We start from the raw sequence: 21,756 nt of genomic DNA, 5'->3' as shown, positions 1-21,756 counted from the left end.
CTGCGCAGCCTGCGGGATCGGGCTGGGCATCACTCTTCCGCCGCCGCGCTGCATCAAGGCAATCGCGGCAGTTGGAAGGCTCTGATCTCCGAGGGAATGCTAGGGACGGCGAGAGGGGGGCGGTATCACCGGAATCCGTAGTATTTGTAATACCGCCGGTGGCCCCGCTACCGGATCACGCCCAGCCGGCGCGCGATGGCCACCGCCTGCGTGCGGCTCTTCGCGTCGAGTTTCATGTTGATGTTGCGCAGGTGCGTGCGCACCGTGCTGTCGGAGACGAACAGTTTTTCCGCCATCGCGCTGTTCGAATATCCCTCGGCCAGCAGCTGCAGCACGCGGATTTCCTTGCGCGTGAGCGGCTCTTTCATCGCGTCGGCGCCGGTGGCGGGCGATTCCGGCTCGGCCGCCGGCATCGGGCCGGCGAGCTGCAGCAGGCGCTGCAGGTAGTCCGCCAGGATCGGGTCGCCGCGCGCGGCGGGGGCATCCTGCGCCGAGAGCGCGTAGCGGTGCACCAGCGTGCCGACGGCCGGGCCTTCGTCGAGGATCAGCCGCACGAAGCCTTCCTGGCTCGCGGCCTGCAGCACGGTCTCGATCTCCCGCACGGCGGCGGCCGTGTCGCCCGCGGCCTGCAGCGCCAGCGCGCGCAGCACCCGCAGCTTGAGCGCGCGGCGGTTGTGCGCCGATGCCAGCGCGGTGTGCAGCTCGGCGTCGAGCACGTCCAGCGCGGCGCGCGCGTCGCCGAACGCGATGTCCCAGCGCGCCCGCGCCAGCGCCATGTAGTCGAGGTCGTGCGCCGGCAGGCGCTGGCGCTTCTCGCGGTCCCACAGGGCGGGGTCGTCGGCGCGGGCGAGTTCGTCGCGCGACGCGGGGCCGTTGCCCTGCAGCAGCAGCATGCGCGAGCGCTCCAGCTTGGCGCCCGCCACCACGCGCGGCAACTGCCGGTGGTGGCCGAGGTATTCGAGCTCGGTCAGCGCCTGGAACGCGGCGTCGATGTCGCCCGCATGGAACGCCAGCCGCGAGCGCATCACGTGGCTCAGGATCATGTGGTCGGGCAGGCCGACGTCGCGCGCCAGCGGCAGGTACACGTTCAGCAGGTGCTCGGCCTGCACCAGCTGGTTGGTCTCGTACACCGCGCCCGCGTACAGCACGCCGGCCCAGGCGTTGCCGTGGCTGTGGTTGTAGGACACGGCATGCGTCGAGTCGACCGCCATGCGCAGCCGCGCGGTGGCCTGGCGCAGCCGCCCTTCGTGCAGGTCGAACAGGCCGGCCAGCGACTCGGTGTACATGCGGTTGAAGGTGCTGCTGCCCCGCTCGCGCGCGGCTTCGAGCATGCGGCGCGCCTCGTGCTGGTCGCCGCGCACCGCGAGGATGTGGGCCATGGCATTGAGCAGCACGCTGTCGGCGAACGGCAGGCCGGTGGGCAGGCGCGCCAGGCTCTGGCGGCCGATTTCGTAAGCCTCATCGTGCCGGTCCTGCATGGCCAGCAAGAGCGGCACCAGCGTGTGGGCGCTCGCGCGCACCTCGGCGATGGGGCTGTCCAGGCAGCCCGACTGTTCGAGCATGCGCATCGCCTCCCACGGGCCGTGCGTGAAGCAGGTGGCCCACAGCGCAATGGGCTGCAGGAACGGGTGCTCGCGCAACTGGTGTTCAGGAATGGCCGAGAACCAGCGCGCGAGCATGCGCATGCGGCCCTGCTCGAGGAACTGCGCTGCGTAGCTGTCGAGCAGCGCCAGCGCATACGGATGGTCGCCGCCTTCGATCGCATGGTCGATGGCGGGCACCGGCCGGTCGTGCGACTCGTACCAGCCGGCCGCCGAGAGATGCAGCCGCGCGGTTTCGCCGGGCTGCTCGTGCGCGAGCCGCGCGCGCAGGAAGTCGGCGAACAGGCTGTGATAGCGCCACGCGCTGTCTGCGCCGTCGCCGCTCACCGGCGTGAGAAACAGGTTGGACGCGGCCAGCCGCTCCAGGATGGCGGCGCAGTCGGCGCGCGGGCACAGCGCCTGGCACACCGAGGCGTCGAGCTGCCGCAGGATGCTGGTGCGCAGCAGGAAGTCGCGGATGTCCGGCGGCTGGTGCGCGAGCACGTCCTCGGCCAGGTAGTCGGCCACGGCGCGGTCGGAGCCCGAGAAGCGCTCGACGAACCCGGTCTCGGTGCCGTGCCGCTCCAGCGCCATCGACGCCAGCCAGATCGCGGCCACCCAGCCCTCGGTCTTGCGGTGCAGCTGCGAGAGCAGCTCGGCCGGCAGCGTCTGCAGCGCCTGCTTCGCATGCGCCATGCGCAGGCCGAAGAAGGCGCTGGTTTCCTCCAGGCTGAAGCGCAGCCGGTCGGTGTCGATCTCGATGAGTTGCCCGCGTGCGCGCAGCCGGCCCAGGCCCAGGTCCGGCAGGCCGCGCGAGCCGATCACGAGCTGGCCGCGGCGCGGCAGGTGCTCGACGATCTCGCGCACCAGGCCGAGCACCGCCGGCTCCTGCACCACCTCGAAGTCGTCCAGGAACAGGGTGAAGGGCGCGTCGTGCGCCGCCAGCGCGGCCACCGCGTCGAACGGGCCGTTGGCGCGCGGCTCTTCCACGCCCAGGCGCTGCGCGGCTTCGGCCAGGCAGTCGAGGAAGCGCGAGACGTCGTTGTCGGCGCGGTCGAGCGTGAGCCAGGCGGTGGCGATGCCCTGCGCCTCCATGCGCTCGCGGATCTGCGCCATGGCCGTGGTCTTGCCGAAGCCGGCCGGCGCGCGCACCAGCACCAGCTTGACGGTGGCCGCGGCGATCTCTTCGCGGATCGCGGTGCGCGGCACCTGCGTGGCGGTGGCGGCCGGCGGGTTCAGCTTGGTTTCGAGGATGCGGGGCGTGGGAGGCGACATCGGCGTGCGGGCAATGCAAGTTGGCGCACCGGAGCCCGAGCGGCCCGGATTTCCGTCGTTTCCGACGATGCCGCCGTCGATTCTGCTTCCTAAACTGGCCCGCGAAAACCGCCACTTACCCTGCAAGGACCGCATCTCATGCAACTCGATTCCAGCATTGCCGCCGTCGTCACCGGCGGCGCTTCGGGCCTGGGCGCCGCCACCGCGCGCCGCCTGGCCGGCCACGGCGTGAAGGTCGCGCTGTTCGACCTCAACGCCGAACAGGGCGAGGCCCTGGCCAGGGAACTGGGCGGCGTCTTCTGCAAGGTCGACGTCACTTCCGAGGAACAGGTGGACGCGGCCTTCGCCAAGGCCCGCGCCGCGCACGGGCAGGAGCGCGTGCTGGTCAACTGCGCCGGCACCGGCAACGCGGTGAAGACCGCGAGCCGCGACAAGGCCACCGGCGAGATCAAGCACTTTCCGCTCGCCAACTTCGACCGCATCATCCAGATCAACCTCGTCGGCACCTTCCGCTGCATCGCCAAGTCGGCGGCCGGCATGCTCACGCTCGACATGCTGCAGGACGGCGAGCGCGGCGCCATCGTCAACACCGCCTCGGTGGCCGCGCAGGACGGGCAGATGGGCCAGGCGGCCTACACCGCCTCGAAGGCCGGCATCGTCGGCATGACGCTGCCCATCGCGCGCGACCTGATGAGCGAGGGCATCCGCGTCAACACCATCCTGCCCGGCATTTTCGACACGCCGCTGCTGCAAGGCGCGCCCGACAACGTGAAGGCGGCGCTGGCGGCGTCGGTGCCGTTCCCCAAGCGGCTGGGCAATCCGGCGGAGTACGCGACGCTGGCCGAGCTGATGATCACCAACGGCTACTTCAACGGCGAGAGCGTGCGGCTCGACGGGGCCATCCGCATGGCGCCGCGCTGAACCCGCACCACCCCGGAACACAGGAGACTTTCATGCCCGAAGCATTCATCGTCGCCGCCGCGCGCACCGCGGGCGGCCGCCGCAACGGCCGCCTGGCCGGCTGGCATCCGGCAGACCTTGCCGCGCAGGTGCTCGACGCGCTGGTCGAGCGCACCGGCGCCGACCCCGCGCTGGTCGAGGACGTCATCATGGGCTGCGTCGGCCAGGCCGGCGAGCAGGCCTCGAACATCGCGCGCAACGCGGTGCTGGCGTCGAAGCTGCCGGAATCGGTGCCGGCCACCTCGGTGGACCGGCAGTGCGGATCGTCGCAGCAGGCGCTGCACTTCGCGGCGCAGGCCGTGATGTCGGGCACCATGGACATCGTCATCGCGGCCGGCGTGGAAAGCATGACGCGCGTGCCCATGGGCCTGCCCACCACGCTGCCGCTGAAGAACGGGCTGGGCTTCTACGTCAGCCCGCAAATGGCCAAGCGCTACCCCGACGTGCAGTTCAGCCAGTTCACCGGCGCCGAGATGATCGCGCGCAACTACGGCATCGAGAAGGCCGAGCTCGATGCCTACGCCCTGCGCAGCCACCGCAACGCCATCGCCGCGACAAAGGCCGGCCACTTCGAGCGCGAGATCGTACCGGTGGCCGTGCGCATGGCCGACGGCACCGAGCCCGGCGAGCTGCACACGGTCGACGAAGGCATCCGGCACGACGCCACGCTGGAGAGCATCGCCGCCGTCAAGCTGATCGCCGAGGGCGGGCGATGCACCGCCGCCACGGCCAGCCAGATCTGCGACGGCGCGAGCGGGCTGATGGTGGTGAACGAGCGCGGCCTGAAGACGCTGGGCGTGAAGCCGCTCGCACGCATCCACCACATGAGCGTGATGGGCCACGACCCGGTCATCATGCTGGAAGCGCCCATTCCCGCCACCCAGCGGGCGCTGGCGAAGGCGGGCATGAAGATCGGCGACATCGACCTGTACGAGGTCAACGAAGCCTTCGCACCGGTGCCGCTGGCCTGGCTGCAGACACTGGACGCCGACCCCGCGCGTCTGAACGTGAACGGCGGCGCCATCGCGCTGGGCCACCCGCTCGGCGCCTCCGGCACAAAGCTGATGGCCACGCTGGTCCATGCCCTCGGCCAGCGCGGCAAGCGCTACGGCCTGCAGACCATGTGCGAAGGCGGCGGCATGGCCAACGTGACCATCGTCGAGCGGCTCTGACCCGCGCGCGGGGAAGCTTACGCGGCTCCCCGGAAAGAGTGAAGCCGGCAATGTCAACATAATCAATAATCTCGCCCCATGGGCGCATTGCCATCCTTCCTCGACCCCCGCTCCGTCATCGTGCTGGCCGGCCTCATGGGCGTGATGATGGCCCTGGTCATGTTCTTCATGCGGCGCAGCTACCCGCCCAGCATCCGCGGATTGGGCGACTGGGCGCTCGCACCCCTGGTGGCGTTCGCCAGCACCATGCTGTTCGCGGGGCGCGACTACATCCCCGACTTCCTCACGATCGTGGTTGCCAACGTCGTGCTGTTCCAGGGCTGCATCCTTTATTACTCGGGCAGCCAGAAGTTCCTGCTGGGGCACAGCGACGTGCGGGGCTGGACGCTGCTGAACGGGGTGATCGGGCTGTCGATGTTCTGGTTCAGCAGCATCAAGCCCGACTTCGAAGCCCGCCTGCTGATCGTCACCTTCGCGGTGTCGCTGCTGTTCTTCTCCCATGCCCTGCTTTACCTGCGCCACCGGCCGCGCGTGTTCGGCCAGCGGCTGATGATCGGCCTGCTGCTGGCGCAGGCGATCGTGGCGGCGCTGCGCTTCGTGTCGGTGGTGATGGGCATGGCCGGCAGCAACCTGATGGACGGCAACTGGATCCAGTCGCTCTACATCAGCATGTATTCGTTCTCGGTGCTGCTGCTGTCCATCTCCGTCATCCTGATGGCCACGGACCGCGTGCACACCGAGTTCGAGTACATGGCCACGCGCGACTCCCTCACCGGCGCGCTCAACCGCCGCGCGCTGCTGGACGCCTGCCGCGGCGCCTTCGCGTCCGACCGGCGGCACATGGCATTGTTGATGGTGGACCTGGACCACTTCAAGGCCGTCAACGACCGCTTCGGCCACCAGATGGGCGACAAGGTCTTGCGCGAGGCGGTGCGGCGCATGCAGCGCGCGGTGGGCGACGCGGGCGTGCTCGGGCGCTACGGCGGCGAGGAGTTCGTGGTGCTGCTGCCCGGCACCGGCAAGGTCGAGGCAATGGCCATCGCCGCCCGGCTCAAGCAGGCCATCGGCGAACCCTTCGCGCCCGACTCGCCGATGGCCGAGGTCGGCTCGATCGCGGTGAGCATCGGCGTGGCCGCGAGCGACGGCGGGCGCGGCGTCGACGAGGTGCTGGCACGGGCCGACGCTGCGCTCTACAAGGCCAAGGCGATGGGGCGCGACCAGGTGATCGCGGCTGCCTGAACGCGCTGGCGGTTCTTCTTTTCCTTCTCTTTTCAGCCGAGGCTGGACCAGTCGCAGCGCAGCGTGTGCCGCTTGCCGGCGTAGGTCAGCGTGCCCATGGTCTTGGCGACCCGCAGCGCTACGCCTTTGCCGGCGCCGGCGCGCAAAGACTGGCGGCGGTAGTCGACGGATCGGCGTTGCAGCTCGAATCGCTCGGACGACGCAGGCGCAACGCCGTCGTCGCGTGAAACGATCAGGTCGGTCAGGCGGCCGGAGGACAGGCTGAACTGGACCTCGGCCGAGTACGGGCGCCCTTCGCAGAAGAGGCTGCCGTTGGCCGATGCGGGAAAGGACGCGCATGCAAGCAGCACGCCGGCCAGGGCGCAGGCGTAGCCCTTCTTCGTCATTCGTTCACGCAGGTTTCGAGCCATCCGATGGCCGGATGCGCGCCGGGCAGCACGCAGGCTGCGGCCTCGCGCATCAGCCGCAGTCCCTTGTTGCTGTTGGTCAGCAGAACGACCGCCGATTGCCCGGCCACGCTGCCCATGGCGAAGGCGCGCACGCCGTCCATCTTTCCCCACTGGAAGAAATTGCCGTGGGTTGGCTCCAGTCCCCAACCCAGGCCCCAGGCGATGTCGGGCTCGGTCTCGATGGGAGCGGCATGCAGGTGCTCCGCCCGGCCGCCCTTCGGAACGTGCACATGCGGTGCCAGCCATGCGAGGTGTGTCGATTCCTTCAGCTGGTCGCCGCGCAGCACGGCGCCCAGGAACGCGCCGTAGTCGGCCGCCGTCGTCTGCAGCGAGTAGGAGGCATTGGCCGTATGCGGCTGCACGCTCACCCGCTCGTCGCCCTCGTGCGGCGTGGCGAAGTTTTGGATGAAGCGCGCCTGCGGCTCGAGGCTCGAAGAGCGCATGCCCAGCGGCTCGAACACCAGCCGCTGCATCGTCGCCTCCAGAGGCTCGCCGGTGATCGCCTCGACAGCGGTCTGCAGATAGGTGAAGCCCACGCTGGAGTAGCTGAACCAGGCGCCGGGCTGGAAGTGAACCTTCAGCGGCTGGTTTCTGGCGCGCAGGTTGGGCAGGCCGCAGGTGTGCGTGAGCAGATGGCGCGCGGTGATGGCGGCGAATGCGGCATCGCCGGGCAGCACCGTGGGCACGAAGCGCGCGAGCGGCTCGTCGAGATCGAGCACGCCGGCATCCGCCAGTTGCAGCGCCGCATAGGCGGCCATCGGCTTGGTGAGCGAGGCGACCTGGAAGACGGTCTGCGCGGTCACGGGCTCGCCGGTGGCGGCGTCCCGCGTGCCGAGCGCGATGAGTTCGTCGACCTTGCCGCGGCGCAGCACCGCGAGCGAGGCACCGGGAATGGCCGAAGCGTCCATCAGGGCGCGCATGCGGGTTTCGAGGTTTCCGATATTGCTCATGTCCAATGGCCGTTGCCGGCTACTTGCCGCCCCAGCGCCAGCGCGGCGGCTCGCCCTTGATCCAGCACACCGCGACCAGCGCGATGCTCAGGCCCGCGACGGCCCCGGCGAAGAGAAAGGGCTGCTGCGCGGGGCGGATCGTCACCACGGCAGTCACCAGCAGCGCCGCATACACGGCCACCACCACCCAGCCCTGCCAGCAGGTGGGCGGGCCCCAGCCCCAGCCGTAGCGCTTGGCGGGGAACCAGTAGGGTTGCTTCGTCATCACGTTTCCTCGTCAGTTGGTATCGGGTCGTCTTCGGCCAGTGCGGTGCCGCGCGCTCACTTCGCCAGGTACGCCTCGACAGTCGGCCCCCAGAGTTCCTGCTGCACTACCAGCTCGTGCCCGTTCACCCCGGGCTCCAGCGCATAGGTCGAGAAGCTGCCCTTGCCGCCTGCGGCGGTGAAGGCTTCGAAGTTCTTACGGCTGTGCGAGAGCGCGTAGAAGCTGTCTTTCTCCCCGTAGAGCCAGAGTGTCTGGCGAGGGAACGCCGCGCCGCGCTTGAAGCTGGCCGGGTTGATCGCGTCCGCCGTGTTGCCGGGGCATTTGTCGCCCATCCAGCCGCCGACGAAATTGATCACGCCCTGGAACACATCGGGCCGCGCGCCCGCATAGGCGATGGCGAGGATGCCGCCGCGCGAGTGACCGGCGATGGCCATGCGCTTCGTGTCCACGTCGGGGTCCTTGCGCAGCCACTCGACGGCGGCGTCGACGTCGGCAAGCGCATGGTCGAAGCCCGCCAGCGACAGCGCGGGGTCGCAGCTGTAGTGATCGCGTTTGGGCGTGAAGCCTTCGTCGTACAGCCCGTCCGATTGGCCGCGCCCGCGCCGCTGCGGAAACGCCACCAGCCAGCCGCGCTGAGTGAACCACTTGCCCAGCCGCTCGGGTGCGTAGGTGTGCTTGAACAGCTTCGGATCGTTGCCGATGCCCGTGGAGCCGTGGTTGAACACCACCGTGGGGAAGGGGCCGGCGCCTTCGGGCTTGAAGATCACCATCTCCAGCGTGACGGGTGCGCCGCCTTCGACGAAGGGCGTGGGCACGCGCACGGTGCTGCGTTCCTGTGCCCAGCAGGAGGCGGTGGCAAAGCACAGCAGCGAGGCGGCAAGGAGGATCAGCTTTTTCATGAAGGCGGGCGTCCTTTCGATGTTCGCGGCATTCTGCCCGCCCGGCCTGAAGACGTTATGAGCGCGGCCGCATCGCCCGGGCTGGCCATCGGACCGCACCGCTTGCCAGCACGATGCCGGGCACCACCAGCGAAAGGGCCAGCAGCACTTCGTTGGTGATCGGTTCGTTCATCCATGCCGCGGCGCCCAGCGTGGTCAACACGGGCACCAGCGCCGCGGACAGCGACGCACGCGCCGCGCCCAGCCGCTCGACGGCCAGCAGATAGGCCACCAGTCCCAGCAGCCCCGCGACCACGCCTTGCATCGCGGCCTGCAGGGCGACGTCCGTCCATGGCGCGGTCAGCAGGCGCGGTGCACCGACCGTGACCAGCAGCGGAAGCAGGAGAAGGCTCGACCATCCGTTCACGAACGCCGCGCCCTGCCACGGCGTAAACCCGCAATGCGCGAAGGCGAGCGAGTGGACGGTCCACAGCACCGCCGCCGCAAGAAAGAGCAGGTTGCCCCGCCAGTCGAGCGAGCCGCCGCGAAAGCTTTCCGCCGCAAACAGCGCGATGCCGGCCGCGATGCAGCCCAGCCCCAGCAACCGGATGCCGCCCACCTTCTGCCTTTTATGCAGCCACGCGCCGATGGCGGTGAAGAGCGGCAGGCTGCTCGCCATGAGGATGCCCATGTGGCTGGCGGGCGCCCAGCGCGCGCCGGCCAGCACGAGCAGGCCGAAGGGCAGACCACCGCCGATGACGAGCAGCACGAGCGCAAGGCGCGGGGCCTTGGGCGGGATCAGGCCCTTGCCGAGCCACAGCGGCGCGAGCAGCAGGGCCGGAATGCCGTAGCGCAGCAGCACCAGTTCCATCGGGCCCAGCGTGGTGGTCACGCCGTGGCGCGAGGCCAGTTGCCATGCGCTGCCGATCAGTGCCGCGGCGAGCGCGGCGAGAACACCGGTGCGCAGGTTCTTCTTGTCCATCGTGTGGAGTTTCGCCGCCACGCTGCGCTGCGGCTATCAGATTCGTGCGGTGGCCAGGGTGCGGCGCGCTTCGCCCAGCGTCACGCCCACCTCGCGCCGGAACACCGCACCCAGATGGCTTTGGCTGCAGTAGCCGAGATCGTGCGCGATACCCGCGAGGTCGCGGTCACCGCTCGTCAGCCGATCCATGGCTGTGGCGAGCCGCAGGTGCTGGCGGTACTGATGCAGGCTCAGGCCGGTCTGCTGGCGAAAGCTTCGCGCCAGGTGGAACGGCGAGCGTGAGACAGCATCGGCCAGCGCGTGCATCGAAAGCCGGGCCTCGCGGTCGGCGGTTTCCGCGAGCAATCTCTTCGCGCGCGCCACTGTGCCGTTCAAAGGCATCAGTCGGCGCGCAGTGCCGAGCTCTTCAAGCAGCGAAGTGACGACGCGCGGACCCGCGCCGCCGGAAAGCAGCTGCCTCTGCGTCGCGTGCACACGGTACAGCGCAGCCGGCGACAGCAGGCTGAAAACCGGCGCCTCGCTTGCCTGAGGCGAGCCATGGCCGCTGACCACCATGCTGTGCCGAGGTGCGTGCGCCGACGAGGGACGCAGCTGGTAGACCATGGCATCGTGAAGATGCATGGCGGTCAGTCCGTCGACCAGCCAGGTGCTGTCGCCCGATCGCACGTCGAGCACCGTGCGCCCCACCGGCAGGACGATGCGCCGCGAGTCGATGGTGTACTGCGCGCTCCAGTCCGGCCCGTGCGTGCGGGAGCACACGTGTTCCACCGTGAACTCGGTTCCGGCGTAGAGGAGGGTGCGTTCGCTGGGCATCAGCCGCCGTTCCTTGCGTTGCGTCTTCCCGCCCCGCTCAGATGCCGACGAACTCCGCCACCTCGTCCAGCGGCGCCCGCTCCGTCACCAGCGCATCGAGCGGCCTGCTCCTGTCGGCGTAGCCGATGGACATGCCGGTGAAGAGCATGCGCTCCGGCGGCAGTTCGATGAACCGGCCGATGGTCTGCGGATAGATCGCCCAGCACTCCTGCGGGCAGCTGTCGAGCCCTTCGGCGCGAAGCAGCAGCATGACGTTCTGCAGAAACATGCCCAGGTCGGACCACTGCGGCGGCCCCATGCGGCGGTCGACGGTGCAGAACAACGCGAGCGGCGCGCCGAAGAACTGGTAGTTGCGCGCAAACCATTCGCGGCGCGCGGCCTTGTCCTCGCGCGGAATGCCCAGGCGCGCATACATGGCCTCGCCCACGGCGAAACGGCGGTCGCGGTAGGGCGCGACCAGTTCGCGCGGGTAGATGTCGTACTCGCTGCCTTCGCCGGCGGGTGCCTCCTGCACGCGGGTGCGCATGATGGCTTTCAGCTCGGCGAGCTTTTCTCCACCCACCACGTGCAGGTGCCACGGCTGCAGGTTGCCGCCGGAAGGCGCGCGCAGCGCCTGCGCGAGCACGCGGCGGATGACGTCGCCGGGCACCGGCGTGTCTAGAAATTCGCGCACCGAGCGGCGGGTGGCGACGGCTTCCTGAACGTTCATGCAAAAGTCCTCTTGATGGGGATGCTAGGGGCAACCCTCGGATGGCCTCAATCGTCCGTTCCGACGATGCCGCGCGGCATGGCTGCTGCCTAGCATCGCCCCAGCGTACAGGAGACAAGACATGTTCGGATTGATGCAAGACCGCCCGCTGCTGATCTCGTCGCTCATCGACTACGCAGCGACCTTCCACCCGCATGCCGAAGTCGTGGGCCGCACGGTGGAGGGGCCGGTGCACCGCACGAACTATTCGGAGATCCAGCGCCGCTCCAAGCAGGTGGCCAACGCGCTGCGGACGCTGGGCGTCGAGTCCGGCGACCGCGTCGGCACGCTGGCCTGGAACACGTACCGCCACCTCGCGCTGTACTTCGGCGTGTCGGGTTCGGGCGCGGTGCTGCACACGGTGAACCCGCGGCTCTTTCCGGAGCAGATCGACTACATCGTCAACCACGCCGAAGACAAGGTGCTGTTCTTCGACACCACCTTCGCGCCGCTGGTCGAGAAGCTCGCGCCCGGACTGAAGTCGGTGCGCGCCTTCATCGCCATGACCGACCGCGCGCACATGCCCGCCATCGACGTGCCCAACCTGCTGTGCTACGACGAGCTCGTCGGCGCGCAGAGCGAGGCCTACGACTGGCCCGAGTTCGACGAGCGCACCGCCTCGTCGCTCTGCTACACCTCGGGCACCACCGGCAATCCGAAGGGCGTGCTGTATTCGCACCGTTCGACCGTGCTGCACTCGCTGATGGAATGCGCGCCCGACACCTTCGGCGTCAATTCGCAGATGACGTTGCTGCTCGCCGTGCCCATGTTCCATGCCAACGCCTGGGGCATGCCGTATGCGGCGGCGATGACCGGCATGAAGCTGGTCATGCCCGGCCCGCACATGGATGGCCAGAGCCTGTACGAGCTGATGCGCGACGAGAAGGTCGGCTTCTCGCAGGCGGTGCCCACCATCTGGCTGATGCTGTTCCAGTACTTCGATGCGCATCCGGAGATCGACACCCGCGCCATCGGCCTCAAGCGCATCGGCGTGGGCGGCGCCGCCACGCCGCGCAGCATGATCGAGCGCTTCGAGCGCGACTTCGGCGCCGACTTCGTGCAGGGCTGGGGCATGACCGAGACCAGTCCCATCGGCGTGATCGGCAACCTGCTGCCCAAGCACCTGTCGATGCCCAAGGAAGAGCAACTGCGCGTGAAGATGCGCCAGGGCCGCGGCGTGTGGGGCGTGGAGCTGAAGATTGTCGGCGAGGACGGTCAGCGCCTGCCGCACGACGGCAAGGCCTTCGGCCACCTGCATGTGCGCGGGCCGTGGATCGCGAGCGGCTACTTCAAGAGCGAAGGCGGGCCGGTGCTGGACGCGGAAGGTTTCTTTCCCACCGGCGACGTCGCCAACATCGACGAGGACGGCTACGTGCAACTCGTCGACCGCGCGAAGGACGTGATCAAGTCGGGCGGCGAGTGGATTTCCTCCATCGACCTGGAGAACACGGCGAGCCTGCACCCGGCGGTGGCAGAGGCGGCGGTGATCGGCATTGCGCACCCGAAGTGGCAGGAGCGGCCGCTGCTCATCGTGGTGAAGCGTGCCGGCTCGGAAGTGACAAGGGAGGAACTGCTCACATTCCTTGCAGAGCGCGTCGTCAAATGGTGGCTACCGGAAGACGTGGTCTTCGTCGACAGCCTTCCGCACACCGCCACCGGCAAGCTGCTGAAGACAAAGCTGCGCGAGCAGTTCAAGGGTTACACGGCAACGACATCCGTTTGACGGTTTGATGACTTGTTCGATTTTTCTGTGGACAACTCTGTGGGTTGTGCGGGGAGTCGAATCGGCGGAGCAAGGACTGGCGTGGGTTCCCACCACGTTGCCTGTTGAATAGGCAGCCTCGCGTGCTGCGCGAAAAAGACGCGGCCTACATCCAGAGCCGGTACAGCCAAAAGGATTCGTCCTGCGCGAAACGCTCGGCAAATTCACCCGGGGAGAAGCCCGCGATGTGTCGCGCGGCGCGCACCAGATGCGACTGGTCGGCGAAGCCGTGGTCCAGCGCCAGCGTGGCCCAGTCGAAGGGCTGGCCGGTCTCGTAGCGCTCGCGTGCCGCGAAGAACAGGCTTTCGGTGCGCACCAGAGATTGCCACTCGCGCAGCGAGCGGCCGCTGAACGCCTTGACGCGGCGCTCCACCTGCCGCGGGCTGTGCGTGCGGCGCCATTCGTGGGCCTGCCACGCAAGACGTTCGACCCAATGGCGGCCGAACTGGCGCAGCGACGGCGCATGGGCCGAGCGCCCGTGCAGCGCCTGCCAACGCGGTGCGATGTGTTCGCGCAGAGCGGCCAGCGTGGCGGCGTCATCGGGGGCCGTGATCAATGCGTCGAGCAGCGGGGACCATGCGGCGTCCATGACCTCGCGCGCGTCGCGGAAGCGGTCGTGCACGGCGGCGGGGTCGATGCCGAACAGGGTGCGTGCGATGTCCGCGGTGAAGCAGATCATTCCGGCGCGCCCGGTCGAGGGCGCCCAGCAGACGGTGGGGAGCGATTGGCTTCCGGAGACCACGACCTTCGCGCCGACAGGTTGCCACGTGGCGGGCTGCGCATCGCCGCGCGCCGCGAGGCTCACCTCGACGTCCTGGAACCACGACAGGCTCATCAGCGGCGAGGCCGGGAAGTGCGTCAGGCGCTGGGCGTCGTCGAGCGGCAGGCTTCGCGTGTCGCGGCAGATCACGGCAACCATGGAGCCCTGGAGCACGGGCGGTGTCGGCAGGAAGCGCGCGGCATCCTGCGGGCCGATGCGGGGTGCGCGCGCCAATGGATCGGGGCAGGCGGGCGGTGAAGACTGGAGAGCGGTGCGCATCGGGCATCGAGTTTATGCAGGCGGCCGCGCCGATGTCGTTTCGGTTCAAGACGGCGCGGGCGGGAAGGCGGACCATGCGGGCATGAACACCGCCTCGTCCCCCGCTTCCTCATCCGGATGCCCCATGCACGCGACCGCGCCCGCGGCTCCGCCGGCGCTTCATCCACTGGGCCACTGGCCGCCCGGTCCGCCCTCCGGCGTGACGGGCTGGGGCTTGCTCAACAGCATGTCGCGCGACCTGCTGGGCACGCTGGGCGACTGGCAGCAGCGCTACGGCGACATGGTGCACCTGCGCATCTGGCCCGAACACCAGGTCGTCGTGACCGACCCGGCGCTGGTGCGCGAGCTGCTGGTCGCGAACCATGGCAGCCTCATCCGCTGGGAGCGCGGCATGAGCGTCTTCTCGCAAGTGCATGGCCACAGCGTGCTGGTCTCCGAAGGGGCTGCATGGCGCGACAAGCGGCATGCGCTGCAGCCGGCCTTTTCTCCGAAGTCCGTGCAGAGCTTCGTACCCACCATCGCCGAGACCGCCGAACAGGCATTGCGCTCATGGCCGCGCAGCGACACCGACTGGCCGATAGAACACGCACTCACCTCGCTGGCCATGGACGTGATCGTGCGCATGCTGTTCTCGCGCCCGATGGGCGACGACGCGGCACTGGCCGCGCAAGCCGTGCACACCGTCGGCGCGGCCGCCGACAGCGAGTTCTACTGGCCCGCGAGCTGGCCCGACGCGATGCCCTGGAAGCGCGCCAAGCGCCGCGCCAAGGCAACGCTGAGGACGCTCATCGACCGGCATCTGCAAGCGCGCCTGAAGGTCGCGCCCGAAGCCCGCCCCGACGACCTGCTGACGCGCCTGCTGCAACTGCACAGCGACGATCCCGCGGCGTGGCCACTGCAGGCCGTGCACGACGAATGCATGACCGCGTTCCTCGCGGGGCACGAGACCGTTGCAGCCACGCTCACATGGTGGTCCTGGTGCCTTGCCTCCAACCCCGAAGCACAACGCGAGGCCGCCGACGAAGTGCGGCAACTGCTGCAGGGCCGCGCGCCCACATCGCAAGACCTGCCCGAGTTGCGGATGCTGAACCGCACGCTGCAGGAGGCCATGCGCCTCTATCCCGCGGCGCCCGTTCTCTTCAGTCGCCGCGCGACGCGGCCGGTCACGCTGGGTGCGTGGCAGTTTCCGGCGCGCACCATGTTCATGGTGCCGGTGCAGCTCCTGCATCGGGATGCGCGCTGGTTCGAGGAGCCGATGGCGTTTCGTCCGGAACGCTTCGCGCCCGGCGCGCCTGAAGTGCCGCGCGGTGCATATATGCCGTTGGGTGCCGGACCACGCGTATGTCTGGGCCAGCACCTGGCCATGACGGAGATGACCGTGGTGGCCGCGCTGCTGCTGCAGCGCCATGTGCTGTCGGTGCCGGAAGGGCAGCAGGCGCCGCGGCCGGTGCTCAATGTGACGCTGCGTCCTGACAAGGCGCTGCATCTGCGCGTGGCGCCGGTGGCATCGGCGCACTGAACACATTGCGCAGTGCCTGCCGATGAGGCGCAGCGCCGGGAGGCGCTTCCTCATTGCTTTCAATGGGCTTTCATTCGACCGCTCGACCGGCAGGCATGGCCGTTTGTCGGCGCAAGCCTCCGTACGGTCAGTAGCAAGTCAGTACGTTTTTAAAACACTTGTTACGCCTGACTTCATCCGTGCAAATCCGCAAAGGCAAGCGGCCCATGCAAGAGAAACGTCCATGAACATGCCTCGACACCAGACGGGTTTCACGCTCATCGAGCTGATGGTCGTGGTCGCGCTCGTGGCCATCCTGACGATGATCGCGGTGCCGTCCTTCGTGAGCCTCATACAGAGCAACAGGGTTAGCACCGAGGTCAATTCCTTCGCCGGCGATCTGCAGTACGCGCGTTCGGAGGCGATCAGGCAGGGCGTGCCGGTGAGCGTGTGCGCATCGTCGGACAGCAAGAGCTGCCTGGGCACCAACAGCTGGCAGAGCGGCTGGATCGTGTTCGCCGATCCGGATGGCTCGGGTACCTTCACTGCCGGAGACACCCTCTTGCGCACCCGCCCGGCCTGGTCGAGCACGGACACGTTCGCGGGAACACCGTCGATCAATGTCGTGACCTACAGCAGGGACGGCTTCGCGAACCTGCCCGTCGCCTCGCCGACTTCGTGGATCATGCTCGCGCTGCGCACGGCGCCGGTGAATGCCAACGCCACGCGCTGCGTCTCGATCAACCGTGTCGGCCACCAGGTGGTGCTGCAGGGCGGACAGGGAGGCTGCGCATGAAGGCTGAGCTTGCACGGCGTTTGTCCCGCGGTTTCTCGCTGCTCGAAGTGCTGGTCGCGCTGCTGATCGTTTCGCTGGGCCTCATCGGCCTGTCGAAGATGCAGGCCGCCGCGCTCTCGAATACGCAGAACGCGCGCTCGCGCGCATTGATCGCGTTGCAGGTCTCCAGCCTTGCGGAAGCCATGCATGGCAACCCGGGGTTCTGGGCCGCGGGCACCGCGCCGGGCTCGGTGAGCGTCACGGGAACCACGGTGACCGATGCCTCGGGCATCCTGAATGCCACGGCGGACTGCAGTTCCGGCGCCGCCAAGGGATGCTCCGCCGCGCAGATGGCGGCCTACGACTTGCAGGAGTGGGCCAAGAGCATGAGCGCGCGTTTCCCTACTTATGCGGCCACGATCCAGTGCACCACGGTCATCGGCACGCCGGTGAGCTGCGTGATCGGCCTGAACTGGACCGAGAAGTACGTCGCGGTCAATCGCTCGACCGCTGCTGCGAGCGGCGCGGTGCAGGGCTCGTCCGCGCTTCAGTACAGCCTCTACGTCGAACCATGAACCACCACCGCATGACCTCCCTGTCCAGAAGCTCGAGGCGCCAGGCCGGCCTGGGGCTGGTCGAGCTGATGGTGGCGCTGCTGATCGGCTTGTTCCTGCTGGCGGGCCTGGGCGTGCTGTTCCTGAACATGAAGCAGGCCTTCACCTCGCAGGACCAACTGGCGCAGCTGCAGGACAACGAGCGGATGGTGCTCACCGTGTTGACGACCACCGTGCAGGCGGCGGGCTACTTTCCCGATCCGCGGGTGAACACCTCGGTCGGCCTGATGCCTGCCGCCTCGGGCACCGGCTATGGCAGCCTCGCGGCGGGCCAGGGCCTGGTCGGGCTGACGGGAAGTTCCGGCGCCAGCGACACCATCACCTCGCGCTACGTGACTGCGAATGGAGACGGCGTCATGGATTGCCTTGGCAACGTGAACCCGGCTTCCTCGGGCACCACCAAGCTGATGATGAATACCTTCACGGTCAGCGCTTCCAACGAACTGCGGTGCTCCAACGACGGCGGAACCACTAGCACGCCGCTCGTCGGCGGCGCGACCGGCGGCGTCACCGCGATGCAGGTGGTGTATGCCACCGACACCACGGGCGACGGCACCGCGTTGCAGTACGTGGATGCCGCGACTGTGACCTCGCATGGCTGGTGGCCGCAGGTGCGTACCGCGCGCATCACGATCACTTTCGCCAATCCCTTTGCCACCCAGGCAGGCCAGCCGGCCACCATCGCCTGGACGCAGATCGTCAACCTGATGAACAGGTCATGAGCATGCATGCGCGTACGCCGCCCGCCGTCCGCTCGCGAGAGCGCGGCTTCGTCCTGATCGTCGCCATGCTGTTCCTGATCGTGCTGACGGTGCTGTCCGTCAGCATGTTCCGCAGCTACAACCTGCAGGAGCGCATCGCGGGCAACACGCGCGAGAAGGAGCGCGCGCTGGAAGCGGCGCAAAGCGCGCTGCAATACGGCGAATGGTGGCTCAGCCAGGGCAACGGGACCACCGGCTCCGCCTGCTCGGGTGTGCTGAACGCGAACACGCTGTCGCAGATGCAGGTATGCGCCACGCCGCAGGCCAATCCGGCGACCCTGCCCTGGTCGGCGCGCGCGGACTACCTGCCCCCCAACATGGGGTCGCCGCAGGCCGGCGGAGGCACGACGAGCAGCGGCGACATCAACTACTACGCCAAGCCCGGCTTGAGCATCGGCTACCTCGGACTCTCGACCGACGGCATGTCGCTGCTCTACCAGGTTTCGGCTTTCGGGTACGGAGGCCGCCAGACGACGGCCGCGGTGGTGCAGAGCACCTACCAGGTATCAGGTGGCAACAAGCCGCTCGACCAACCTTGAGCGAGGGAAGCGAGGGAACATGGACATGAATCGTTCGCGGAAATTCCTGGGCACGATGCTGCTCGGCATGCTGGCCTGCGCACCGTGGGCAGCGCATGCGCAGTTGATCATCAGCGACACGCTGACGGGGGCGTCGTCGTCCTATGACTGGCAGGCGCTCAACGGCGCATGCCTGACGGCAGGGAACGACACGGGCACCATTCCGGCGTGCATCGGAAAAAAACTGACCTACTACACGCAAAACAACTCGTTGCTGGTGGGGGGGACCAACGGCCGCCTGCCTGACACGGTGGGCTTCGGCGCGCTGCGCCTGACGAATGGCGACATAACGAATGGCGGCTCCAATGGCGACAACCAAACCGGAGCTGTGGTCGGAACAAAGACCTTTCCGACCAATCAAGGTTTGCAGGTCACCTTCACCACTGTGACCTACGGTGGCGACGGCAACAATGGCACTGGCGCGGATGGCATCAGCTTCTTTCTATCGGACGGGAAATACGCCCCTTCCGTCGGAGGCCTCGGTGGTAGCCTGGGCTACAGCTGTTCCAACGTGAATGCCCAATACGACGGCGTGGTGGGTGGCTACCTCGGTATCGGCATCGACGAGTACGGAAACTTCTCCAATCCCGGTGACAACACCAACAGCGGACCGGGTTTCAAGGCTGGCCGCATCAGCGTTCGTGGGGCCGGCAACATCAATTGGGCTTCGTTGTCGGCGATGGATCCGGTTCACTATCCTCCCGGGACGATACTGACCCCGGACCAGCAGAAAGCCGCCGTGCAGAACACCTGCAAGACCGGCAAGGTGATGGACTACAGCGTCACCACCAAGACGAAGTGCGACAGCAACGGCAACAACTGCACCGCCGTCGCCACCTCGACTCCATCGGGAAAAGCGACCGCGACATCGCTGCCCGATTACCCATTGCTTCTCAACGGGACTGCATACAGCAACTTGCCGGCCGGACTTTCGATCTCGAACCAGCAGGGCGTCAACATGCCTCTGCGCGGCAAAGCCACACCTATCACTTACGCGTTGCAGATCACGCAGGACGGCTTGCTGAGCCTTTCGTACAGCGTCAATGGTGGCGCGGCTCAGAACGTCATCAACAAGCAGTCGATCACGGATACCAATGGACCGTTGCCCGACAACTTCCGCTTCGGCTTCTCGGCGGGTACAGGCGGCTCCAGCAACGTCCACGAAATCACCTGCTTCAAGGCCGCGCCCGTCAACCAGTCGAGCAGCTCGGCGGGTACCAACGTGCAGCAGTCGGCGCGCGTGGAGGCTGGCACGCAGGTGTACCTGGCCTACTACCACCAGACCAATTCATGGGGCGAACTCACCGCGCAGGACCTGGTGAGCGATCCCACCTCCGGCATCGTGTCGATCAACCCGATCGCCAATTGGGACGCCAGTTGCGTGCTGACCGGCGGGGCCTGCCAGGCCACCACCAAGACCAACACGGCGCAGACGTCGGCGAACCGCACCATGCTGAGCTGGAACGGCACCGGGGGCATTCCGTTCCAGTGGAACAAGCTCAGCACGACGCAGCAAACGGCTCTGAGCGCCGGCGACTCCACGCAGACGGACATTCGCTTGCGCTATCTGCGCGGCGACCGGAGCAACGAGCTGGCCAGCAGCGGCGGCACGTTGCGCACGCGCACCGGCGTGCTCGGCGACATCATCGACTCCAGCCCGACCTGGATCGGTGGGCCGTCGCTGCCCTACAAGGGCCCCTGGCTCGACGCGCTCTATCCGAAGAGCACCGCGGCGGAGCCCGCGGGCTCCTACGCCGACTTCGCCGGCACCACCGCCACCACGGCCCAGGGCGGTCGCCAGAACGTGGTCTACATCGGCGCCAACGACGGCTTCCTTCACGGCTTTCGCAGCGGCACGTACGACGCGAGCGGTAATTTCGTCAAGACGACGAACGACGGCAACGAGGTGCTCGCGTACATCCCCGGAGCGATCACGAAGATGATCCACTCCACCACGCCGGGTCTGGACTTCAGCTCGACGCAGTACTCGCACAACCTCTACACCGATGCCACACCGGGCACCGGCGACCTCTACTACGGCGGGGCGTGGCACACATGGCTGGTCAGCGGCGTGGGCCCTGGGGGCAGCACCACGGGACCGATCGGCGACAAGACCACGGTGGCCAGTAGCGTGATCTATGCGCTGGACGTGACCGACCCGACGCAGTTCTCGGAAACCAACGCAGCTTCGCTGGTGCGCGGCGAATGGACTTCCGGCACGGGCACCGGCGCCATCACCTGCACCGGCAATGCGAACTGCGGCAACAACCTCGGCAGCACCTTCGGAACGCCGATCATCCGCCGGCTGCACAACGGCCAGTGGGCCGCGCTGTTCGGCAACGGCCTGAACAGCAGCACGGGCACGGCGGGCCTGTTCGTCATGCTGGTCGACCCGGCCACCGGCGGCATCACCTTCCGCTTCATCGACACCGGCGCCGGCCCCACCATGACCGGGACCACGGTCACCGCACGCAACGGCATCGCCTACGTGACTTCGGCCGACCTCGACGGCGACCACGTGACGGACTATGTCTACGCCGGCGACGTGCTGGGCAACCTGTGGCGCTTCGACCTGACCAGCTCCGACCCCACCAAGTGGGCGGCATCGTCGGCGCCGATCTTCAAGACCGCGGCCGGCCAGCCGATCACGACGCGGGTGACGGTCTCGTCCGTGCTGGGCATCGGCGCCGCCGGCCAGCCGGGCGTGGTCGTGAGCTTCGGCACGGGGCAGCAGTTTCCGCAGACGCAGGTCAACTCGGCTACCTACGCGTCCGCGACCCAGGCCTTGTATGGCATCTGGGACTGGGACATGAGCGGCTGGAACGCCAAGGGCGGCGCGTCCGCGCAATATGCCGCGCTCGCCTCGCCGCAGACGGTCGACACCACCACGCTGCAGGCCCAGAGCATCACCGCGACGCAGCCCGGCAGTGGTTCGATTTCCGGCTATCGGACGCTGAGCACCAACAAGGTCTGCTGGAAGGGTTCGCCCAGCTGCAAGACCGGCAACACCCAGTTCGGCTGGACGCTGCCGCTGCCCAGCACCGGCAACGAGCAGGTCATCTACAACCCGACCACGGCCTACGGCATGCTGCTGGTCAACACCACGATTCCGGCGGTGTCGCAGGTGCTCACCTGCGACACGCAGCCCGCGGCGGGCTACACGATGGCGGTGTCGCTGAACACCGGCGGCGCGCCAGGCGCTTCTTTCTTCGGCGACCAGAACGGTAACTTCGTCACCTACAACGGCGGCATCGTGAGCGGCATCGGCCTGAGCGCGACAGGCACGCCGTCGATCGTCACCGCGAACAAGTGGCCCTACCTGGTGCAGCAGACGGTGGGCGGCACGGGCGTGGTCACCAAGATCAACCCCGCCGCCAACGGCAAAGGCAAGCGGCTCACCTGGATCAAGCTGCGCTGA

General features: G+C 68.0%; 19 protein-coding genes. 10 read left to right on the top strand and 9 right to left on the bottom strand.

Annotation, left to right across the window (positions count from 1 at the left end):
- Positions 1 to 167: 167 nt before the first annotated feature.
- Entirely contained in the window at positions 168 to 2,855 is a 2,688-nt protein-coding gene (locus L3V85_RS29340; RefSeq protein ID WP_237676148.1) for a LuxR C-terminal-related transcriptional regulator, read from the bottom strand.
- Between the two features lie 138 nt (positions 2,856 to 2,993).
- Between L3V85_RS29340 and L3V85_RS29335 the strand changes: the two genes are divergently transcribed.
- The 3 genes from L3V85_RS29335 to L3V85_RS29325 all read left to right on the top strand — a co-directional run bounded on the left by L3V85_RS29335 (position 2,994) and on the right by L3V85_RS29325 (position 6,226).
- Positions 2,994 to 3,776, top strand: coding sequence for an SDR family NAD(P)-dependent oxidoreductase (locus L3V85_RS29335; RefSeq protein ID WP_237676147.1), 783 nt, complete (start codon positions 2,994 to 2,996; stop codon positions 3,774 to 3,776).
- A 32-nt stretch (positions 3,777 to 3,808) separates the two neighbouring features.
- On the top strand, positions 3,809 to 4,987 hold the full coding sequence (locus L3V85_RS29330) for an acetyl-CoA C-acetyltransferase (RefSeq protein WP_237676146.1): 1,179 nt from the start codon (positions 3,809 to 3,811) through the stop codon (positions 4,985 to 4,987).
- Positions 4,988 to 5,065: 78 nt separating this feature from the next.
- Positions 5,066 to 6,226, top strand: coding sequence for a GGDEF domain-containing protein (locus L3V85_RS29325; RefSeq protein WP_237676145.1), 1,161 nt, complete (start codon positions 5,066 to 5,068; stop codon positions 6,224 to 6,226).
- Positions 6,227 to 6,258: 32 nt separating this feature from the next.
- Here L3V85_RS29325 and L3V85_RS29320 read toward each other — a convergent pair whose 3' ends face one another.
- Genes L3V85_RS29320 through L3V85_RS29290 form a run of 7 tightly spaced genes read right to left on the bottom strand, consistent with a single transcriptional unit; the run spans position 6,259 to position 11,272 of the window.
- The gene (locus L3V85_RS29320) at positions 6,259 to 6,612 is read right to left on the bottom strand and encodes a hypothetical protein (protein WP_237676144.1); all 354 of its coding nucleotides are present in this window, start codon (positions 6,610 to 6,612) and stop codon (positions 6,259 to 6,261) included.
- Positions 6,609 to 7,625, bottom strand: coding sequence for a serine hydrolase domain-containing protein (locus tag L3V85_RS29315; protein WP_237676143.1), 1,017 nt, complete (start codon positions 7,623 to 7,625; stop codon positions 6,609 to 6,611). The genes L3V85_RS29320 and L3V85_RS29315 overlap by 4 nt, the downstream gene beginning before the upstream one ends.
- Positions 7,626 to 7,644: 19 nt before the next feature.
- Positions 7,645 to 7,890 (bottom strand): hypothetical protein, encoded by a 246-nt coding sequence (locus L3V85_RS29310; protein WP_237676142.1) that lies wholly within the window; start codon positions 7,888 to 7,890, stop codon positions 7,645 to 7,647.
- A 56-nt stretch (positions 7,891 to 7,946) separates the two neighbouring features.
- A complete protein-coding gene (locus tag L3V85_RS29305) occupies positions 7,947 to 8,789 on the bottom strand; it encodes a dienelactone hydrolase family protein (RefSeq protein ID WP_237676141.1) in 843 nt (280 codons plus the stop codon).
- Positions 8,790 to 8,844: 55 nt separating this feature from the next.
- The gene (locus L3V85_RS29300) at positions 8,845 to 9,750 is read right to left on the bottom strand and encodes a DMT family transporter (protein WP_237676140.1); all 906 of its coding nucleotides are present in this window, start codon (positions 9,748 to 9,750) and stop codon (positions 8,845 to 8,847) included.
- 36 nt (positions 9,751 to 9,786) lie between these two features.
- Positions 9,787 to 10,563 (bottom strand): helix-turn-helix domain-containing protein, encoded by a 777-nt coding sequence (locus tag L3V85_RS29295; RefSeq protein WP_237676139.1) that lies wholly within the window; start codon positions 10,561 to 10,563, stop codon positions 9,787 to 9,789.
- 37 nt (positions 10,564 to 10,600) lie between these two features.
- Positions 10,601 to 11,272, bottom strand: coding sequence for a nitroreductase (locus L3V85_RS29290; RefSeq protein WP_237676138.1), 672 nt, complete (start codon positions 11,270 to 11,272; stop codon positions 10,601 to 10,603).
- 121 nt (positions 11,273 to 11,393) lie between these two features.
- Between L3V85_RS29290 and L3V85_RS29285 the strand changes: the two genes are divergently transcribed.
- Positions 11,394 to 13,034, top strand: coding sequence for a 3-(methylthio)propionyl-CoA ligase (locus L3V85_RS29285; RefSeq protein ID WP_237676137.1), 1,641 nt, complete (start codon positions 11,394 to 11,396; stop codon positions 13,032 to 13,034).
- A gap of 145 nt (positions 13,035 to 13,179) precedes the next feature.
- On the opposite strand, the gene L3V85_RS29280 is transcribed toward L3V85_RS29285, so the two are convergent.
- Positions 13,180 to 14,112, bottom strand: coding sequence for a helix-turn-helix domain-containing protein (locus L3V85_RS29280; protein ID WP_237676136.1), 933 nt, complete (start codon positions 14,110 to 14,112; stop codon positions 13,180 to 13,182).
- A gap of 124 nt (positions 14,113 to 14,236) precedes the next feature.
- Between L3V85_RS29280 and L3V85_RS29275 the strand changes: the two genes are divergently transcribed.
- The 6 genes from L3V85_RS29275 to L3V85_RS29250 all read left to right on the top strand — a co-directional run bounded on the left by L3V85_RS29275 (position 14,237) and on the right by L3V85_RS29250 (position 21,756).
- The gene (locus L3V85_RS29275; RefSeq protein WP_272934252.1) at positions 14,237 to 15,631 is read left to right on the top strand and encodes a cytochrome P450; all 1,395 of its coding nucleotides are present in this window, start codon (positions 14,237 to 14,239) and stop codon (positions 15,629 to 15,631) included.
- Positions 15,632 to 15,854: 223 nt separating this feature from the next.
- On the top strand, positions 15,855 to 16,406 hold the full coding sequence (locus L3V85_RS29270; protein WP_237676135.1) for a GspH/FimT family pseudopilin: 552 nt from the start codon (positions 15,855 to 15,857) through the stop codon (positions 16,404 to 16,406).
- Complete coding sequence (pilV, locus tag L3V85_RS29265) at positions 16,403 to 16,960, top strand: type IV pilus modification protein PilV (protein WP_237676134.1); 558 nt, start codon at positions 16,403 to 16,405, stop codon at positions 16,958 to 16,960. The genes L3V85_RS29270 and pilV overlap by 4 nt, the downstream gene beginning before the upstream one ends.
- Positions 16,957 to 17,721, top strand: coding sequence for a PilW family protein (locus L3V85_RS29260; RefSeq protein WP_237676133.1), 765 nt, complete (start codon positions 16,957 to 16,959; stop codon positions 17,719 to 17,721). The genes pilV and L3V85_RS29260 overlap by 4 nt, the downstream gene beginning before the upstream one ends.
- A complete protein-coding gene (locus tag L3V85_RS29255) occupies positions 17,718 to 18,299 on the top strand; it encodes a pilus assembly PilX family protein (protein ID WP_237676132.1) in 582 nt (193 codons plus the stop codon). Before L3V85_RS29260 ends, L3V85_RS29255 begins: the two co-directional genes overlap by 4 nt.
- Before the next feature lie 19 nt (positions 18,300 to 18,318).
- Positions 18,319 to 21,756 carry a pilus assembly protein gene (locus tag L3V85_RS29250; protein ID WP_414080165.1) on the top strand — a complete coding sequence of 1,146 codons (3,438 nt, stop codon included), beginning with the start codon at positions 18,319 to 18,321 and terminating at the stop codon, positions 21,754 to 21,756.

It is taken from the genome of Variovorax paradoxus, from assembly GCF_022009635.1.
Classification (GTDB): domain Bacteria; phylum Pseudomonadota; class Gammaproteobacteria; order Burkholderiales; family Burkholderiaceae_C; genus Variovorax.
Note: the sequence above shows the minus strand (reverse complement) of the source record. Positions and strands in the feature narration are given on the sequence as shown.

Excerpts from the sequence above, each read along its gene's own strand:
- L3V85_RS29340 (WP_237676148.1), bottom strand. The coding sequence starts at position 2,855 with ATGTCGCCTCCCACGCCCCGCATCCTCGAAACCAAGCTGAACCCGCCG.
- L3V85_RS29335 (WP_237676147.1), top strand. The coding sequence starts at position 2,994 with ATGCAACTCGATTCCAGCATTGCCGCCGTCGTCACCGGCGGCGCTTCG.
- L3V85_RS29330 (WP_237676146.1), top strand. The coding sequence starts at position 3,809 with ATGCCCGAAGCATTCATCGTCGCCGCCGCGCGCACCGCGGGCGGCCGC.
- L3V85_RS29325 (WP_237676145.1), top strand. The coding sequence starts at position 5,066 with ATGGGCGCATTGCCATCCTTCCTCGACCCCCGCTCCGTCATCGTGCTG.
- L3V85_RS29320 (WP_237676144.1), bottom strand. The coding sequence starts at position 6,612 with ATGACGAAGAAGGGCTACGCCTGCGCCCTGGCCGGCGTGCTGCTTGCA.
- L3V85_RS29315 (WP_237676143.1), bottom strand. The coding sequence starts at position 7,625 with ATGAGCAATATCGGAAACCTCGAAACCCGCATGCGCGCCCTGATGGAC.
- L3V85_RS29310 (WP_237676142.1), bottom strand. The coding sequence starts at position 7,890 with ATGACGAAGCAACCCTACTGGTTCCCCGCCAAGCGCTACGGCTGGGGC.
- L3V85_RS29305 (WP_237676141.1), bottom strand. The coding sequence starts at position 8,789 with ATGAAAAAGCTGATCCTCCTTGCCGCCTCGCTGCTGTGCTTTGCCACC.
- L3V85_RS29300 (WP_237676140.1), bottom strand. The coding sequence starts at position 9,750 with ATGGACAAGAAGAACCTGCGCACCGGTGTTCTCGCCGCGCTCGCCGCG.
- L3V85_RS29295 (WP_237676139.1), bottom strand. The coding sequence starts at position 10,563 with ATGCCCAGCGAACGCACCCTCCTCTACGCCGGAACCGAGTTCACGGTG.
- L3V85_RS29290 (WP_237676138.1), bottom strand. The coding sequence starts at position 11,272 with ATGAACGTTCAGGAAGCCGTCGCCACCCGCCGCTCGGTGCGCGAATTT.
- L3V85_RS29285 (WP_237676137.1), top strand. The coding sequence starts at position 11,394 with ATGTTCGGATTGATGCAAGACCGCCCGCTGCTGATCTCGTCGCTCATC.
- L3V85_RS29280 (WP_237676136.1), bottom strand. The coding sequence starts at position 14,112 with ATGCGCACCGCTCTCCAGTCTTCACCGCCCGCCTGCCCCGATCCATTG.
- L3V85_RS29275 (WP_272934252.1), top strand. The coding sequence starts at position 14,237 with ATGCACGCGACCGCGCCCGCGGCTCCGCCGGCGCTTCATCCACTGGGC.
- L3V85_RS29270 (WP_237676135.1), top strand. The coding sequence starts at position 15,855 with ATGAACATGCCTCGACACCAGACGGGTTTCACGCTCATCGAGCTGATG.
- pilV (WP_237676134.1), top strand. The coding sequence starts at position 16,403 with ATGAAGGCTGAGCTTGCACGGCGTTTGTCCCGCGGTTTCTCGCTGCTC.
- L3V85_RS29260 (WP_237676133.1), top strand. The coding sequence starts at position 16,957 with ATGAACCACCACCGCATGACCTCCCTGTCCAGAAGCTCGAGGCGCCAG.
- L3V85_RS29255 (WP_237676132.1), top strand. The coding sequence starts at position 17,718 with ATGAGCATGCATGCGCGTACGCCGCCCGCCGTCCGCTCGCGAGAGCGC.
- L3V85_RS29250 (WP_414080165.1), top strand. The coding sequence starts at position 18,319 with ATGGACATGAATCGTTCGCGGAAATTCCTGGGCACGATGCTGCTCGGC.